At 38.1% G+C, this 13635-nt stretch carries 15 protein-coding genes; 9 read left to right on the top strand and 6 right to left on the bottom strand.

Translation table 11 applies throughout. The annotated features are described in order from the left end of the window. Nucleotides 1–28: 28 nt before the first annotated feature. The 3 genes from AC1M9H_RS09755 (at nucleotide 29) to AC1M9H_RS09745 (ending at nucleotide 2043) form a co-directional block, all read left to right on the top strand. Nucleotides 29–1024 carry a patatin-like phospholipase family protein gene (locus AC1M9H_RS09755; RefSeq protein WP_481613282.1) on the top strand — a complete coding sequence of 332 codons (996 nt, stop codon included), beginning with the start codon at nucleotides 29–31 and terminating at the stop codon, nucleotides 1022–1024. 153 nt (nucleotides 1025–1177) lie between these two features. Continuing rightward, nucleotides 1178–1357, top strand: coding sequence for a hypothetical protein (locus AC1M9H_RS09750; RefSeq protein ID WP_035268348.1), 180 nt, complete (start codon nucleotides 1178–1180; stop codon nucleotides 1355–1357). A gap of 170 nt (nucleotides 1358–1527) precedes the next feature. Continuing rightward, a complete protein-coding gene (locus AC1M9H_RS09745; protein ID WP_481613281.1) occupies nucleotides 1528–2043 on the top strand; it encodes an acyl-CoA thioesterase in 516 nt (171 codons plus the stop codon). A gap of 33 nt (nucleotides 2044–2076) precedes the next feature. Here the strand turns inward: AC1M9H_RS09745 and AC1M9H_RS09740 are convergent, their stop codons facing one another. Next, a complete protein-coding gene (locus AC1M9H_RS09740) occupies nucleotides 2077–2427 on the bottom strand; it encodes a hypothetical protein (RefSeq protein ID WP_228143104.1) in 351 nt (116 codons plus the stop codon). A 227-nt stretch (nucleotides 2428–2654) separates the two neighbouring features. Then, nucleotides 2655–2885 carry a hypothetical protein gene (locus AC1M9H_RS09735; protein WP_035268355.1) on the bottom strand — a complete coding sequence of 77 codons (231 nt, stop codon included), beginning with the start codon at nucleotides 2883–2885 and terminating at the stop codon, nucleotides 2655–2657. A 581-nt stretch (nucleotides 2886–3466) separates the two neighbouring features. Between AC1M9H_RS09735 and AC1M9H_RS09730 the strand changes: the two genes are divergently transcribed. From AC1M9H_RS09730 to sbmA, 4 genes are all read left to right on the top strand, one after another. Continuing rightward, nucleotides 3467–4468 carry a CobW family GTP-binding protein gene (locus AC1M9H_RS09730; protein WP_481596311.1) on the top strand — a complete coding sequence of 334 codons (1002 nt, stop codon included), beginning with the start codon at nucleotides 3467–3469 and terminating at the stop codon, nucleotides 4466–4468. Between the two features lie 102 nt (nucleotides 4469–4570). Further along, nucleotides 4571–5101, top strand: a complete 531-nt coding sequence (locus AC1M9H_RS09725) for a YaeQ family protein (protein ID WP_035268360.1) — start codon at nucleotides 4571–4573, stop codon at nucleotides 5099–5101. A gap of 38 nt (nucleotides 5102–5139) precedes the next feature. Beyond that, nucleotides 5140–5478: an FKBP-type peptidyl-prolyl cis-trans isomerase gene (locus AC1M9H_RS09720; protein ID WP_035268363.1), complete on the top strand. Its 339-nt coding sequence runs from the start codon at nucleotides 5140–5142 to the stop codon at nucleotides 5476–5478. 165 nt (nucleotides 5479–5643) lie between these two features. Beyond that, nucleotides 5644–6843 (top strand): peptide antibiotic transporter SbmA, encoded by a 1200-nt coding sequence (sbmA, locus tag AC1M9H_RS09715; protein ID WP_481596310.1) that lies wholly within the window; start codon nucleotides 5644–5646, stop codon nucleotides 6841–6843. A gap of 71 nt (nucleotides 6844–6914) precedes the next feature. Here the strand turns inward: sbmA and AC1M9H_RS09710 are convergent, their stop codons facing one another. The 3 genes from AC1M9H_RS09710 to salA all read right to left on the bottom strand — a co-directional run bounded on the left by AC1M9H_RS09710 (nucleotide 6915) and on the right by salA (nucleotide 10659). Then, nucleotides 6915–7805 carry a LysR family transcriptional regulator gene (locus AC1M9H_RS09710; protein ID WP_228143106.1) on the bottom strand — a complete coding sequence of 297 codons (891 nt, stop codon included), beginning with the start codon at nucleotides 7803–7805 and terminating at the stop codon, nucleotides 6915–6917. 123 nt (nucleotides 7806–7928) lie between these two features. Continuing rightward, nucleotides 7929–9293, bottom strand: a complete 1365-nt coding sequence (locus AC1M9H_RS09705) for an MFS transporter (RefSeq protein ID WP_051586596.1) — start codon at nucleotides 9291–9293, stop codon at nucleotides 7929–7931. A gap of 58 nt (nucleotides 9294–9351) precedes the next feature. After that, entirely contained in the window at nucleotides 9352–10659 is a 1308-nt protein-coding gene (gene salA / locus AC1M9H_RS09700; RefSeq protein WP_481613280.1) for a salicylate 1-monooxygenase, read from the bottom strand. Between the two features lie 300 nt (nucleotides 10660–10959). Between salA and AC1M9H_RS09695 the strand changes: the two genes are divergently transcribed. Next, entirely contained in the window at nucleotides 10960–11445 is a 486-nt protein-coding gene (locus tag AC1M9H_RS09695; protein WP_481596307.1) for a hypothetical protein, read from the top strand. Between the two features lie 137 nt (nucleotides 11446–11582). Here the strand turns inward: AC1M9H_RS09695 and AC1M9H_RS09690 are convergent, their stop codons facing one another. Next, nucleotides 11583–12482: an NADP-dependent oxidoreductase gene (locus tag AC1M9H_RS09690; protein WP_481613279.1), complete on the bottom strand. Its 900-nt coding sequence runs from the start codon at nucleotides 12480–12482 to the stop codon at nucleotides 11583–11585. Between the two features lie 370 nt (nucleotides 12483–12852). Between AC1M9H_RS09690 and AC1M9H_RS09685 the strand changes: the two genes are divergently transcribed. Further along, entirely contained in the window at nucleotides 12853–13602 is a 750-nt protein-coding gene (locus tag AC1M9H_RS09685) for a hypothetical protein (protein WP_180028085.1), read from the top strand. The last annotated feature ends 33 nt before the right edge of the window (nucleotides 13603–13635 follow it).

Raw genomic sequence — 13635 nt, 5'->3', positions numbered from 1 at the left:
TCAGTTTAGATTTTTAATTTCTGATGCAATGAAGAAGTTTGTACTCCTGATTTCCCTCTTACCTTTGATTGGCTTACAAGCCTGTCAACAGGTTGTAGCTAAAGCTCAGCTTTCAAAATCTGTGTCTACACCTTTGGTGGATGCTTCATCTCATATCATTAAAAATAAGCATAAGAAAGCTGATGCTCCAAGTATTGCATTGGTGCTTGGGAGTGGGGGGGCGCGAGGCTATGCGCACATTGGCGTCATTGAAGTTTTAGAGCAACGTGGAATCAAGCCTGATTTTATTGTTGGTACCAGCGCAGGGAGTATAGTCGGATCAATATACGCCAGTGGAAAATCAGCAAAATCGTTACGTGAAGTTGCATTAAATATGCAAGTCAATGATGTACGTGATTTTAACATAGGTATTCAAGGATTTTTTGATGGCGCTAAGGTTGAGAACTATGTCAATAAACAAGTGGACTTTATGCCCTTGGAACAGCTTCCTATTCCAATGTATGTGGTGGCAACAGAGTTAAAAAATGGAAATTTAACAGTATTTAACTATGGTAATACTGGGCAAGCAGTGAGAGCTTCTATCTCTATTCCAAGCATGTTTATTCCCGTAAAAATTGCTGATAAGGATTATGTTGATGGCGGTTTAGTGAGCCCTGTACCAGTCAATGTGGCGAGAGAATTAGGGGCAGATATTGTCATTGCTGTTGATATTTTGGCCCAGCCAGAGCACACGGAAACCTCGAATGTGTGGGGGATGTTTAATCAAAATATAAATATTATGCAAAATAAGATCGCGTATAACGAGCTAAAAAATGCAGATATTGTGATACAGCCAGATCTAAGAGAAAAAGCACATATCTTTGATGTTAAGGGTCGTGAAAATACGATTCAAGCAGGTATGACTGCAGCATTGAATAAAGTTAGTTTATTGGATCAGATACGTCATCGGACGATAGGACAATATGATGCTCATCAGTATCCTGCCCATGATGATAGTAAAAGAGCTGTTTGTTTAAATTGCTAAATTGAATCAGATCTTAATTGTCTCATAAAATATATATAAAAAATAAGTAAAATCATTGTTATAAATTGAATGATTGTTATATTGGGGTCATAAAAATGAGGGTTAGTACTTTATCTAACCCTTAAAAAGATGAAATATAAATTAAGGTGTAGTGTGTCAGTTTTTCAAGTTGGTCAAATTGTTTATTTAGCGTCAAATTCAGATATTACATTCGAAATAATACGAATTAACTATGATGAAACCTATGAAATCCAAGTCAAGAATCAAGCATCGTTAAAGTTAAAATACGATAATATTTCTGCTGAGATGCTTCGTTTAGTCAAAGATGAATAAATTTTAAGCAAATTTATCATAGTTTCTGAGAGTGAATGATTTCCTCTGATACTTTTAAGCTATCAAGTCTTGAAATTATTGGAGTTTGTTTCTGATTTAAACATTTTATAATCAAGAAAAAAGTTATAATAGTGTATTAAATCTCCTGTCATGATTGAGTTCTAATATTTATGTCCGAATTTACCCAAGCGTTACCGCTTGCAGATGATCAGTCTGAATTAACGATGTCTGTATTAATGACGCCGGATATGGCGAATTTCTCAGGTAATGTACATGGTGGAACAATTTTAAAGCTGCTTGACCAAGTTGCTTATGCGTGTGCAAGTCGATATTCAGGTTCTTATGTGGTAACTTTATCTGTTGATAAAGTGAACTTTAAAGAACCAATCCACGTGGGTGAGTTGGTGACTTTTTTAGCCAGTGTGAATCATGTGGGGCGTACCTCAATGGAAATTGGGATCCGCGTTGAAGCACAAAATATTCAAAAACGTACGGTACGACATACCAATAGTTGTTATTTCACAATGGTCGCTGTGGATGAACATGGGAAACCAAAACAAATTCCACCGCTAAACCTAGATAATGACTGGAAACGCTGTCGTTTTGAAGCTGCTGAGCATCGTAAAATTGCTCGTTTGAATGAAAATCATCATCCTTCTTGCAGCATATATAAGAAATCGGTTTAAGAGAAAAAAGACTTCACATGGTGAAGTCTTTTTTTATGGATTTTGTAGCTTGGCGAGGGTATGTCCATCGACAATCATGTACCAATTCCCTTGTGCATCCTTGTAGGGGTGACGAGTGACAATAAATTTCGTGTTGATAGGACCTAAACCTGTTTCAAATCCAGTATCTGAAAACTGTTTAATTGGAGCTGAAACGGCGGTTTTTTTACTGAGCTGATTGTTACTATATTCTATACGACCATTAGCAGTAATATTCAATTGAACACGACTGTCCGCGCTAATCCAATGTCCTACATAATCCAGTTTATCCTCTGGTAAAGGTTTGGAACATGCAACCAGCCATAGGCTGAGTATAGCTATCCCAAGAAATTTCTTCATTTTCATGTCACGTGCTTAGAATTAAATTGGCTTTTTGGTTAAAATATGTGATTTATTTGTCATTTATATCGTTTTATAATAATTATGTATATGTGTTTATCGTAATTTATAGAGAATTATTCAAAAAAAAACAGGCATAAAAAAGTAGAGCTGTAGCAAAGCTCTACTTTTAATCAGATCAAGCCATCGGGGGAAGACTTGGTCTAAAATTCAGTCAATTTATTTTTGATTAATTACTGAGCAGGTTGAGCTACAGGAGCTTCAGTACCTTCTTCAGCTGCAACCTCTGTACCCGGTTGAGCAGCTGTTGGTTGACCAGCAGCAGTAGTTTCAGCATTCACTGGTTGTTCTTGAGAAGAAATCAACACTTCCTGTTTTTTTTCATCTTTTGCTTCTGTTGCAGCAAATGTTGAGAAAGCTGTGAAGGCAAGTGTAGTTGCTAATAAAGTTTTAACTAAATTCATGAGTGGCATCCTTATTCAATAAAATAAATTAGAATTTAATCTCATAAGCTTTCCGAGGAGAGAAGCGAATATGAAATTAAATCTAGATCATCGCGTAAAATGTTAAAAGCTGAATCGCATCTAATACGGTTAGCGAGTCAACGAAATTCATCCTAAGTCCAGAAGCTCAATTGGGCAATCAATGCAACAAAGTGAAACACGATAGTTAACGCACGACTAACAAACCAAGGTGTAATGTAGTTTTTTTGTCTCAATGAGAGTCAATATGCCGCATAAAGTTGTCAAAAAATATGTCATGGTGAAGAAAAAAACAGCAATTTTTTTACTTAGTTTTACATTTGAAAAGGTTCGATTAGAAAATCAAAATTGAAGTTTTGAATTAAATTCAGAGTAATGATCTGTGAAATAGATTTACATATTTTCAATTTTGATTCAACAGTTCACTTATCCTATTTAATTCCAATCATTTAGTCTTTTGAATTCATGCATTCATATAAATTATGAGGAAAATTATCCTAGACTTGTTTTTTAGATAAATTCCGACAAGAATCCGTACACCTCTTCAAATTCAGAGATCCATTTTGAAAGTACTTGCAACTCAGTCAGTGCCTACACATATCATTACAGGTTTTTTAGGTGCAGGGAAAACCACGCTTTTACAACAACTTCTCAAATTTAAACCTAAAAATGAGCGATGGGCTGTATTGATGAATGAGTTTGGTCAAATTGGCGTTGATCAACAGTTATTGCCAAATAATGATGGCTATGAAATCAAAGAGCTATTGGGTGGATGTCTGTGTTGTACAAGTCAATTGCCAATGCAAATTGCATTGTCTCGGTTATTACAAGAATCTCACCCAGATCGGCTATTTATAGAGCCGACAGGGTTGGGTCATCCTGCACAGTTGGTTGAACAACTGACTGAACCACATTGGCAACATCTAGTTGCGATGCGTTCTGTAGTGACCGTGATTGATGGATCTCGTTTACATGACTCTGATTGGATGAGGCAGAGTTTATATCAAGATCAGTTAAAAGCGGCTCAAGTTGTGGTTGTGTCTCATGCTTCGGACATGAATGACATGGATCGAAAAGAATTGGCTGATTTAAAACAACAATATTTAGCTTATATTCCACATTGGCTTGAAGCTGATCAAGGCAATATTCGCTTAGAACAAATTGATTATCCTTATGTGGGAATTCAGCGTTCAATGCAACCCTTATTCAAGGTTCAGCGACAGTTCAAAGCTGATGTGGAAATGCCTGCTGTAAAGCAACTTCCATATCATTACGTCGAACAGGCTCAAGGGTATATTGTGGCAGGATGGAAGCTTCCAAAACGTTGGCAGTTTGATTTTTATGAATTATTAGACATCCTTTGTGAGCTAAAACACTGGGTACGTATTAAAGGCATCTTCAATACCAACCAAGGTTGGATGACATTCAATTTTAATCCTGATCAATTCAATTACAAATCAGGCGAAGAGAATATTGATAATCGGATTGAAGTGATAACCCAGCAGAATCAAGATTGGGAGCATTTAGAGCAATCAATTCTTAAGGCGCGAATCGATGATCAATAAAATCGTTAGATCATTCAACTCAGAATACAGACGGATTGAAAAGCATTTTCTCAATGCACGCTGAATCGGGTATGCTTAGCACCAAATTTGAGGATACCCCTTATGGCGTTAAAAGCGACGATTTATAAAGCAGATTTAAACATAGCCAATATGGATGTTCATCAATATGGCGACTATCAGTTAACGATGGCTCTACATCCGTCGGAAACGATTGAACGTTTGATGGTTCGAGTATTGGCATATGCTCGTTTTGCAGATGAGCATTTAGAATTTACTAAAGATTTATTTGAAACTGATGAGCCAGCACTTTGGCAGAAAGATTTAACAGGTCAGTTAGAAAAATGGATTGAAGTGGGTAGTCCAGACGAAGATAAAGTAAAAAAAGCGAGTGCGCGTTGTAAGGAAGTTGCGGTGGTCACTTATGGATCATCAGTGGATGAATGGTATAAGCGCAACAGTAAATTGAAAACATTGAAAAATGTGCAAATCTGGCAACTCAGTGAAAAAACAACGGCACAAATCCAAGCATTGTGCGAACGTACAATGCAACTGCAATTGAATGTGATGGATGGCGAGTGGACATTGATTTCAGATCAAGGTCAAGCTGAGATTGAGTGGACTCAATTACAGTAAGCCACTAAGATTTTAAAGATTAAATTTGGAGTAAGCACATGACGGCTGAATTAGAAATTATTGACTTGGTGGTAGGTGAAGGTAAAGAGGCTGTAAAAGGTGCTTTAATTACCACTCATTATACTGGTTGGTTGGAAGATGGTACGAAGTTTGATTCATCATTAGACCGTGGTAATTACTTTGAGACTGTGATTGGTACAGGTCGTGTCATTAAAGGTTGGGATCAAGGTATTATTGGAATGAAAGTTGGGGGTAAGCGTAAACTAATTGTGCCTGCACATTTGGCTTATGGTGAGCGTAAAATGGGGAATATTATCCCAGCCAATTCTAATCTAATCTTTGAAATTGAATTGTACGATGTAAAAACTCGTGATTAATTAAAGTCGATGAAAAGCCCTGCATTGCGGGGCTTTTTTATGTTACAACAATCCTGAGCGTGCAATAGATATAACAAAAAATTTCTAAAAAACGCACCGACTCAGCAGAATTAGGATTACTATTCAGAAAATTCATTCAAACAAAATTAGGGATATAAGCGCTGAATGTTTAAGTCATTTTTTCCGAACCCAAAGTGGTTTTTTCTCTCTGTCATCTTATGGTTTTTTATTAATCTCGCTTTATGGTTTTTTGCGGATGGAAAACAATGGGGCGAATATTTAGGTTTTCCTCAAGGTTATGCAGAGGCTGAACTTGCGATTAATATCAGTCGTTTTTGGTCACCGCAATTTTTGTGGTTCTATCTATGGTTCTTGGTGGCGACCGCCTTATTTGCACTGTTTTGGAAAATAAAATCAGACAATCCGTGGCAGCGTTGGTCAGTATGGGGATCTGCATTTATCCTTTTTAATATTTGGTTAACAGTACAAGTCAGCGTTGCTGTGAATGCATGGTATGTACCATTTTGGGATTCTATTCAACAGATTTTAAATTCTGGTGGTGGTGAGGTGGATAAACTCTATGCGGAATCATGGACCTTTATCAGCTTGGCCAGTATTTCAGTGACATCAGGCGTCATCAGCGCTTTCTTTACCAGTCACTATATTTTTAGATGGCGTACAGCAATGAACGAATACTATGTTCAGCATTGGGAGAAATTGCGTCATATCGAAGGTGCTTCGCAACGTGTACAGGAAGACACCATGCGTTTTGCAACGATCGTTGAGGATTTAGGGGTTGAGTTAGTCCGTGCAGTACTGATGTTAATTGCCTTTCTTCCTTTATTATTTGCTTTGTCTGCGAAAGTGCCTGTTTTACCGTTTATTGGTGAGTTGCAATATTCTTTAGTATGGGCTGCGATTGGATGGGCGGTATTTGGTACTGTCTTATTGATGGTGGTGGGTATGAAACTGCCAGGATTAGAATTTAATAATCAAAAAGTGGAAGCGGCATATCGTAAAGAGTTGGTATACGGCGAAGACCATGAAAATCGTGCGCAACCTGCAACCTTAAAACAACTTTTTAAGAATATTCGTGCTAACTATTTTAAATTGTATTTCCATTATGCCTATTTCAACTTGTTTGCACGTTGGTATGGACAACTGGACAATCTCTATATGTTATTTGTGTTGTTCCCCGCGATTGCAGCAGGCCTGTTGACACTGGGATTGATCCAACAAATTATGGGTGTATTCAATCGTGTTCGTGAGTCATTCCAATACTTGGTGAGTTCGTGGAAAACGATTATTGAACTACTTTCTATCCGTAAACGTCTAAAAGCATTTGAATCTATTTTGGATAAGTAGTGTCCATCATGGATTTAAATTATTAAAAAAAGGCTCGTATAGACGAGCCTTTTTTATGTCTGAGTGGGAACTTAGAGCGTGCTGAAAATATTTTTTAGAATCTTACAAAACCACTTACGTGCGTCTAAGTCATCCTTATGGTTATACCAGTTAACACTGACATTGAATGGACGAACCTCAAAAGGGAGTTCAAAAATTTGGATATCCGTATGCTGCTGATAAACCTTCGCGGCTCTCGAAGGCAAAGTAACCAGAAGTTCTGAGTGTTTCACCACGTTCTGCAAAACACTGAAATGTGGGACTTCAAGCATGATCTGACGAGAATGACCGAGTTCTTTTAAACGCTGATCAATTTCAATATGACCAGTACTCGATTTGATCGCAACATGTTTTTCCGATAAATACGCTTCCATGCTGAGCTTCTGCTGTATGCGCGGATGCTCTTTTTTAGCGATACAGACATAACGTTCCTCAAACAAATTTCGAGATTCAATTTTGGGCATAATGGTGTGACTGCTATTAAAAACGGCCACATCCAAAAAGCCTTCAACCAGCCATTCCTCTACTTTTTCAGAGTGAATTTCCTCAATTTCAAGTTTGATATTGGGAGCATGTTGTTCTAAATATTCAATCAGCGAGGGAAGTAAACAAATTTCTCCTAAATCAGAAATGCCTAAACGAAATACTTTTGAAGAGGTTAGCGGGTCGAAATGCTTGGCAGAATCAATCGCCATATCAATTTTAACAATCGCTTCGTAGAAACTTGGATAAAGACTTTGTGCAAGCTTTGTGGGTTTAACACCAAACTTGTCACGTACAAAAAGCTGATCATTCAGCATTTTCCGCAGTCGATTTAAATTATAGGTGACAGAAGGTTGGCTGAGATTCAAGCGCTCTGCGGCGTGACTGATATTTTGAGTTTGATAAATAATAATAAAAACTTTAATCAGACTTAAATCGATCAACTTTACATTCCTTGTAAATATTTAGAGACAGTCGCTATATCGAATAACCACTGTAACAAAAAAAGAGAGAGTTAACTCTCTCTTTTATTTTTAATGACTTACATGTTGTTGATGAATCATCTACTCATAAGCCACGTTTTTAACGCCGTTTGCTGCGCCTGCAATTTTTTTATTGCGCAGATGGATCGCAGTCACACTGATCACTGCAATCATACAAGGGATAGATAAGGCAATGAAATTATATTGCACTGGCAAATTAAGGCTAAGTAACCATCCACATAAGATTGGACCCAAAATTGCGCCTAAACGACCTACGCCAAGTGCCATACCTAGACCTGTCGCACGTATGTTAGATGAATAATATTGTGACATATAAGCCAACAATAAAATTTGTCCGCCAATCGATGCTGCACCTGCGACTGCTACACAGAAGTAAAGCACCATGGTTGGTAAGTTATAGCTTAACAAGAATAGGGAAATTGCGCCGCTCACAAACAAGGTGCAAAGAACTTTAGGTAAACTGAATTTATCAGCAAAAAAACCACCAAAAATTGCACCCAGCATACCACCAATATTGAGCGCAAATAGGAACACTAAACTGGTTGAGAGGTTGTAGCCAGCTTCCATCATCAGTTTAGGTAACCAGTTACCAAGCGCGTATACCAATACCAATGCCATAAAGACACTTGCCCAGAATAGAACAGTGGTTACTCCACGACTTTCAGTAAATAAGTCTTTCACTGGTGATTTAGACGATTCTTGGTTTTCTTGATGCAGACTAATGCGCATATCAGCAGGAATTCTTAGATTTGTGTCAATTTGTTCTAAGATGTGAGCAGCTTCTTTATGCTTATTTTGACGAACCAAATAATCGATGGATTCAGGCAATAACTTCCAAATGATTGGCAATAGAATGAGTGGAATACCTGCAATCATAAACATGATTTTCCAGCCAAATTGCGGTACTAGCCACATGCCTAAAATGGCAGAACACATTCCGCCTACAGCGTAACCACTAAACATCAATGACACTAAGGTGGAGCGTAAACGCTTAGGCGCATACTCTGTCATTAGTGTAATAACGTTCGGCATCACGCCACCAAGACCTAAGCCAGCAATAAAGCGATAGATCCCGAACTCTTGAGGATTGCTCGCTAGTCCACACATCACGGTAAAACCACTAAAAATGACAATACAAACTGCAATCAGTTTTTTACGGCTAAAGCCATATTTTTCAAGTTTGTCACTCATACTGCCAAAAATGATGGCTCCAAACATCATGCCAAAGAGGGCAAGACTTCCTAAGAAGCCCGCCGTCATTGGATCGATTGCCCATTCTTGCATGAGTTTAGGCAATGCCACACCGTAGATAACTAAGTCATAGCCATCAAAAATAATAATCAATGCGCTGAGTAAGATGACTCGCCAGTGAATGGCTTTGAGTTTGGCATGATCAATAATTTCATTTGCATTTAACGTATTCATGGAGACCTCCCTGGTCAATGAATCGGTTGATAACAGTCCTGTTAATGTTTTTGCTTATTTATATGGCTTCAGCCACGAGATGTTTCTCTATTGCTTGGCCTAAGCGTTGTTGTGCAAGTTCAACGTCTTTCTCTAAATCGTGTTGCCATAACCAATCAAAACGGTGTGCCAAATGTTGACCTACACTGTCAAAATCTGGATATAGCGGCGAATATAATTCGTAAATCTCACCAGATTCGCGCGACGTATTTTGTACACGAATGGCACGCTCTTTACGCAGTTGCTCATAGACATGAGAGAGTTGTGCAAGATCTTCAGTGCAAATTTGCGCAGGGTGTTGTTCCAGATGTTTGAATAATGCTGAGAGAATTAAAGCATCTTCAAGACCTTGACCAGCGCCAGCTCCTTGATGTGGCAACATCGCATGTGCTGCATCACCAATCAAAATGACATTGTGTTCGCTGTTCTGATAGGTCTTAAGTGGCTCAATCTCATGAAGCGCCCAGATGGTAGGTTTTTCAATTAAGTTCAGTAATGCGCGACAGCTCTCACTCCAATCCGCAAAATCAGCTAGCATTTCAGTTTTGGTTGTTGGTCGTGTCCAAGGGGTACCTTCTGGCAGAGTTGTATTCTTGCGATCTGACTTAAAGGCAACAATATTGATTTCTTCACCTTTACGAATAGGGAAAGTTAAGATGTGTTTGTCTTTACCCAATAACATTTGTGGGACATCTGCAAGTTCAGGATCGTGTCCAAGTTCTGCAATGACCTGTTTAAAATCTAAATATTTGATAATGCCGCGATAAGCCCATGTTCCTGAAAATTGAGGATCAACCTTTGGAAGTTGATGGGATGCCAATACATGATCACGCACAACAGAATGGATACCATCACAACCAATCACGTAATCTGCTTCAACCACTTCACCATCTTGGAAAGTTAAACGAACACCAGCGCTTGAAGCTTCAACAGATTGTACACGTTTATTGAAATGTGCATTTTGTGTAGGAACGAATGGAATAAGTGCATCTAGAAAATCAGCACGATGCACTGAAGATTGACCGACTTGAGGTGCGATTGAAGCCGATAGGTATTCATCGGTATAGCCATTACGCCATTGGAACCAGATATCTTGATAAGGCGCAGCAACTGTATCCGCAATGGCGTGATATTCTTCACCCAAGCCTAGAAGCTCAATTGCTTTAACAGCATTGGCACCAAATGAAATGCCTGCGCCAATTTCTGAAAACTGTGCTGCTGACTCATATAAATGCACATCAAATTTTTTATTTTTTACTAGGTTGGTCATTAAAGCTAATCCAGCAATACCACCACCAATGAGCGCAATCTTAATTCTTCTTTCCATGATTTAATTCCGAGTTTTTTGCCCTGAATAAGATCATTACTGATTTTTGACTACTTATCCAATTTATATATTTTGGTAAAAACTATTTAAAAAATTGATAGTTTGAAATTCACGTCTATTCCCACTGGTTTTGAAGCTTTATTGATGATCATTGATGTGCGTGATTTAGCAAATTTACTACCTAAATTTTCATGTGCTTACTTGTTTTACAGTGAATCTGTAGGGAAATGCGTTCAGGATGTGATACAACAAAAACATAATGACAACGATGAAAATTGAGTTTAAGTGATGACATTAAAAATGAATAAAACTGTTTTACGTACACTGTGTGCATCGGCTTTGATCATGGGCGTATCGACATTTTCGAATGCGGGAGCAGCTGTAGATCAATTGAGTGATTGTTTGGTTAAGTCGACGACTGCTGCTGATAAAACGACAGTACTACAGTGGACATATTCAGCATTGTCTACTCATCCTGATTTAAAAGGCTTTAGTAATGTCAGTGCTGAACAACGTACGGCATTGGATCAAAAGTTAGCGCAAGTCTTGCAACGTGTGATCGTAGAACAATGTTCAACACAGACCAAAGCGGTGATTCAAGCTGAGGGTATTCAAGCTGTTGGTGAAAGTTTCCAAGCATTGGGTCGTAGTGCAGGCGAAGAAATCATTAAAAACCCTGAAGTGAATAATCAGCTGAAAGGGGTGGTGCGTTATATTGATTTAAATAAATTGGTGACAACATTCCTCACCCCAGATATTTGGAATAAGCTTGGGATCACTCGCTAATCTCGAATTTCAATCAATCGTAAGAATATACATAATTTTGCGATTAATGAATGTAGGGGAGAGTTACTCAATATCATAATTCAAACTAGAGAAAAGGCAGGATGATATCCTGCCTTTTCACATTGTACACATAGAAATTATTTGAATAACAGTACACTTTTACCTTGTGTATGACCCTCTAAAATGTCTCGATAGGCTTGCTGTGCTTCTGTAAAAGGATATTCACGACTGACTGTCCAATTGAAGGTATTATTTGCAACGCCTTCGACCACGTGTTTTAAATTGGAAACATTACGTTTAACCCATACTGCTTGAATTTTCGCAGATGACAGTTTGCGTCCTGCAATCGTACCCATAAATCCGCCATTTTTCACTGTTGCCAATGAGGCTTGAGTGGCATCTTCGTTGCCTGCCATATCAATTGAAGCATCAAATTGATCTGGGTGGACTTGTTTCAGACGCTCAATTAAACCTTCGCCGTACACGACAGGAATCGCACCTAAACTGCGGATATAGTCTTGGTTTTTTGCTGATGCTGTTGCCACAACTGTAATGCCACGACTCACTGCCAATTGAATGGTGATTGAACCTACACCGCCTGACCCACCGTGTACCAATAAACTTTGCATTGGACCAGTTTCATCTAAAATAGTCATCGCAGTTTGAGCTGCTCCTGCAATCGAGCCTGCAATCGACCATTCTAGATTTTTAGGTTTTGCGACTAAATTGGCGAGAGGAACGTCTATCACTGTGGCATGGGTAAATGCTCCACCAGAACCCAAAACTTCGTCACCGATTTTCCATACACTGTTTTCAGGTACGTCTACGATTACCCCTGCAAACTCAGTTCCAAAGGTTTGTGGTAGTTGTGCATGTTTGAATTCGCCTGTCATACGTCGAGCATCAATGGGGTTAATCCCTGCGGCTTTGACTTGGATGCGTGCCATGTCAGGGTTTAATGGTGGGAGTGTGTAGTCTGTAAATTCGAGGACTTCGGGTTGTCCGTATGCGTGTGCGAGGAGAATTGTGCTATTCATGGTTATTCACTTTTGCTGAATCTTTTTGTTGTTTTTATTATGGGAAGAAGAACGGGTGGGGTGAAGCGCTAAAAATAGGACAGTGTTTTCTTTTTACCTCTCCCTAACCCTCTCCTGAAAGGAGAAGGAACATCCAATATTAAATTCATGTTGTTATATGATTCGCAATGAAAGCTCCCTCTCCCTATGGGATGAGCAACATTGTTGCGCAAGGGGGTGAGGGAATTAATCACGTATAAACAAAGACTTTGAAAGTTGAATACATTCTAAGTCTTCAAGTTTGCCGATATGGCTACTTTTAGTTGGTCATATTGTTTTTTGAAACAAGCATATATTTAATACAACAAATATAAGAAGTTTGAGGGTGTTTATGTCTGAGATTTTATTGCAAATGTGGGAACCACAAAGACAAAGTATTATTGAAAGTCACCAATTTTATGTTGAGCAAGCAAAATCTAGATTATTGCTAAAATTTGATAATATTGAGGAAGAGTCAGAAAGATACGTAGAAGAATGGTTAGATAAACGTTCAAAAAATTATTTTGATCCTGATTTCCATGATCCTGCTGAAATTTATGAGCAAGCTAACGATGAAATGGTAGACTTTTATCTTAATTTGCAAGAGCTTCACAAAAATGTTCTTTTTAGTATTCTGTCTGGAATGTTTCATAAATGGGAAAAAGAGCTTCGTGAATGGCTTATTAATGAGATGCGACATTGGAGAGGGGCTAAAAAATTAAGAGAAAAAATATGGTCTTTAAATATTAAGCAAATTTTTGACCTATTCAAAGATTTTGGTTGGGATATCTACTCGGAACCATTTTTTGAAAAATTAGATACATGCAGAGTTCTTGTAAATGTATATAAACATGGAAATGGGAATTCATTTGAAGAGTTAAAACAAAAATATCCAGAGTATATCGTTGATCCGTTGGCTTCTTCGAATAAAAATTACAGTACTGAGTTGCAGTACTTAGATCATACCAATGTCGAATTTGAGAATAAGCATCTCGATATTTTTGAAGAATCTATTACTAATTTTTGGAAAAGCGTTCCCCAAAATATTTTTGAGGAAGATGTCATTAGTATTCCAAATTGGTTGCAAAAAATTTGGAAATAAAAAAACCCGCTTTCGCGGGTTTTTTTTTAAAGA

This window comes from Acinetobacter sp. ANC_7512 (genome assembly GCF_056779935.1).
The sequence above is the reverse complement of the archived record's forward strand: the minus strand, read 5'-3'. Positions and strand labels throughout refer to the sequence as shown.

What these genes read in the sequence shown, in the direction of transcription:
- AC1M9H_RS09755 (WP_481613282.1), top strand. Translation starts at nt 29, where the DNA reads ATGAAGAAGTTTGTACTCCTGATTTCCCTCTTACCTTTGATTGGCTTA.
- AC1M9H_RS09745 (WP_481613281.1), top strand. Translation starts at nt 1,528, where the DNA reads ATGTCCGAATTTACCCAAGCGTTACCGCTTGCAGATGATCAGTCTGAA.
- AC1M9H_RS09740 (WP_228143104.1), bottom strand. Translation starts at nt 2,427, where the DNA reads ATGAAAATGAAGAAATTTCTTGGGATAGCTATACTCAGCCTATGGCTG.
- AC1M9H_RS09735 (WP_035268355.1), bottom strand. Translation starts at nt 2,885, where the DNA reads ATGAATTTAGTTAAAACTTTATTAGCAACTACACTTGCCTTCACAGCT.
- AC1M9H_RS09725 (WP_035268360.1), top strand. Translation starts at nt 4,571, where the DNA reads ATGGCGTTAAAAGCGACGATTTATAAAGCAGATTTAAACATAGCCAAT.
- AC1M9H_RS09720 (WP_035268363.1), top strand. Translation starts at nt 5,140, where the DNA reads ATGACGGCTGAATTAGAAATTATTGACTTGGTGGTAGGTGAAGGTAAA.
- sbmA (WP_481596310.1), top strand. Translation starts at nt 5,644, where the DNA reads ATGTTTAAGTCATTTTTTCCGAACCCAAAGTGGTTTTTTCTCTCTGTC.
- AC1M9H_RS09705 (WP_051586596.1), bottom strand. Translation starts at nt 9,293, where the DNA reads ATGAATACGTTAAATGCAAATGAAATTATTGATCATGCCAAACTCAAA.
- salA (WP_481613280.1), bottom strand. Translation starts at nt 10,659, where the DNA reads ATGGAAAGAAGAATTAAGATTGCGCTCATTGGTGGTGGTATTGCTGGA.
- AC1M9H_RS09695 (WP_481596307.1), top strand. Translation starts at nt 10,960, where the DNA reads ATGAATAAAACTGTTTTACGTACACTGTGTGCATCGGCTTTGATCATG.
- AC1M9H_RS09690 (WP_481613279.1), bottom strand. Translation starts at nt 12,482, where the DNA reads ATGAATAGCACAATTCTCCTCGCACACGCATACGGACAACCCGAAGTC.
- AC1M9H_RS09685 (WP_180028085.1), top strand. Translation starts at nt 12,853, where the DNA reads ATGTCTGAGATTTTATTGCAAATGTGGGAACCACAAAGACAAAGTATT.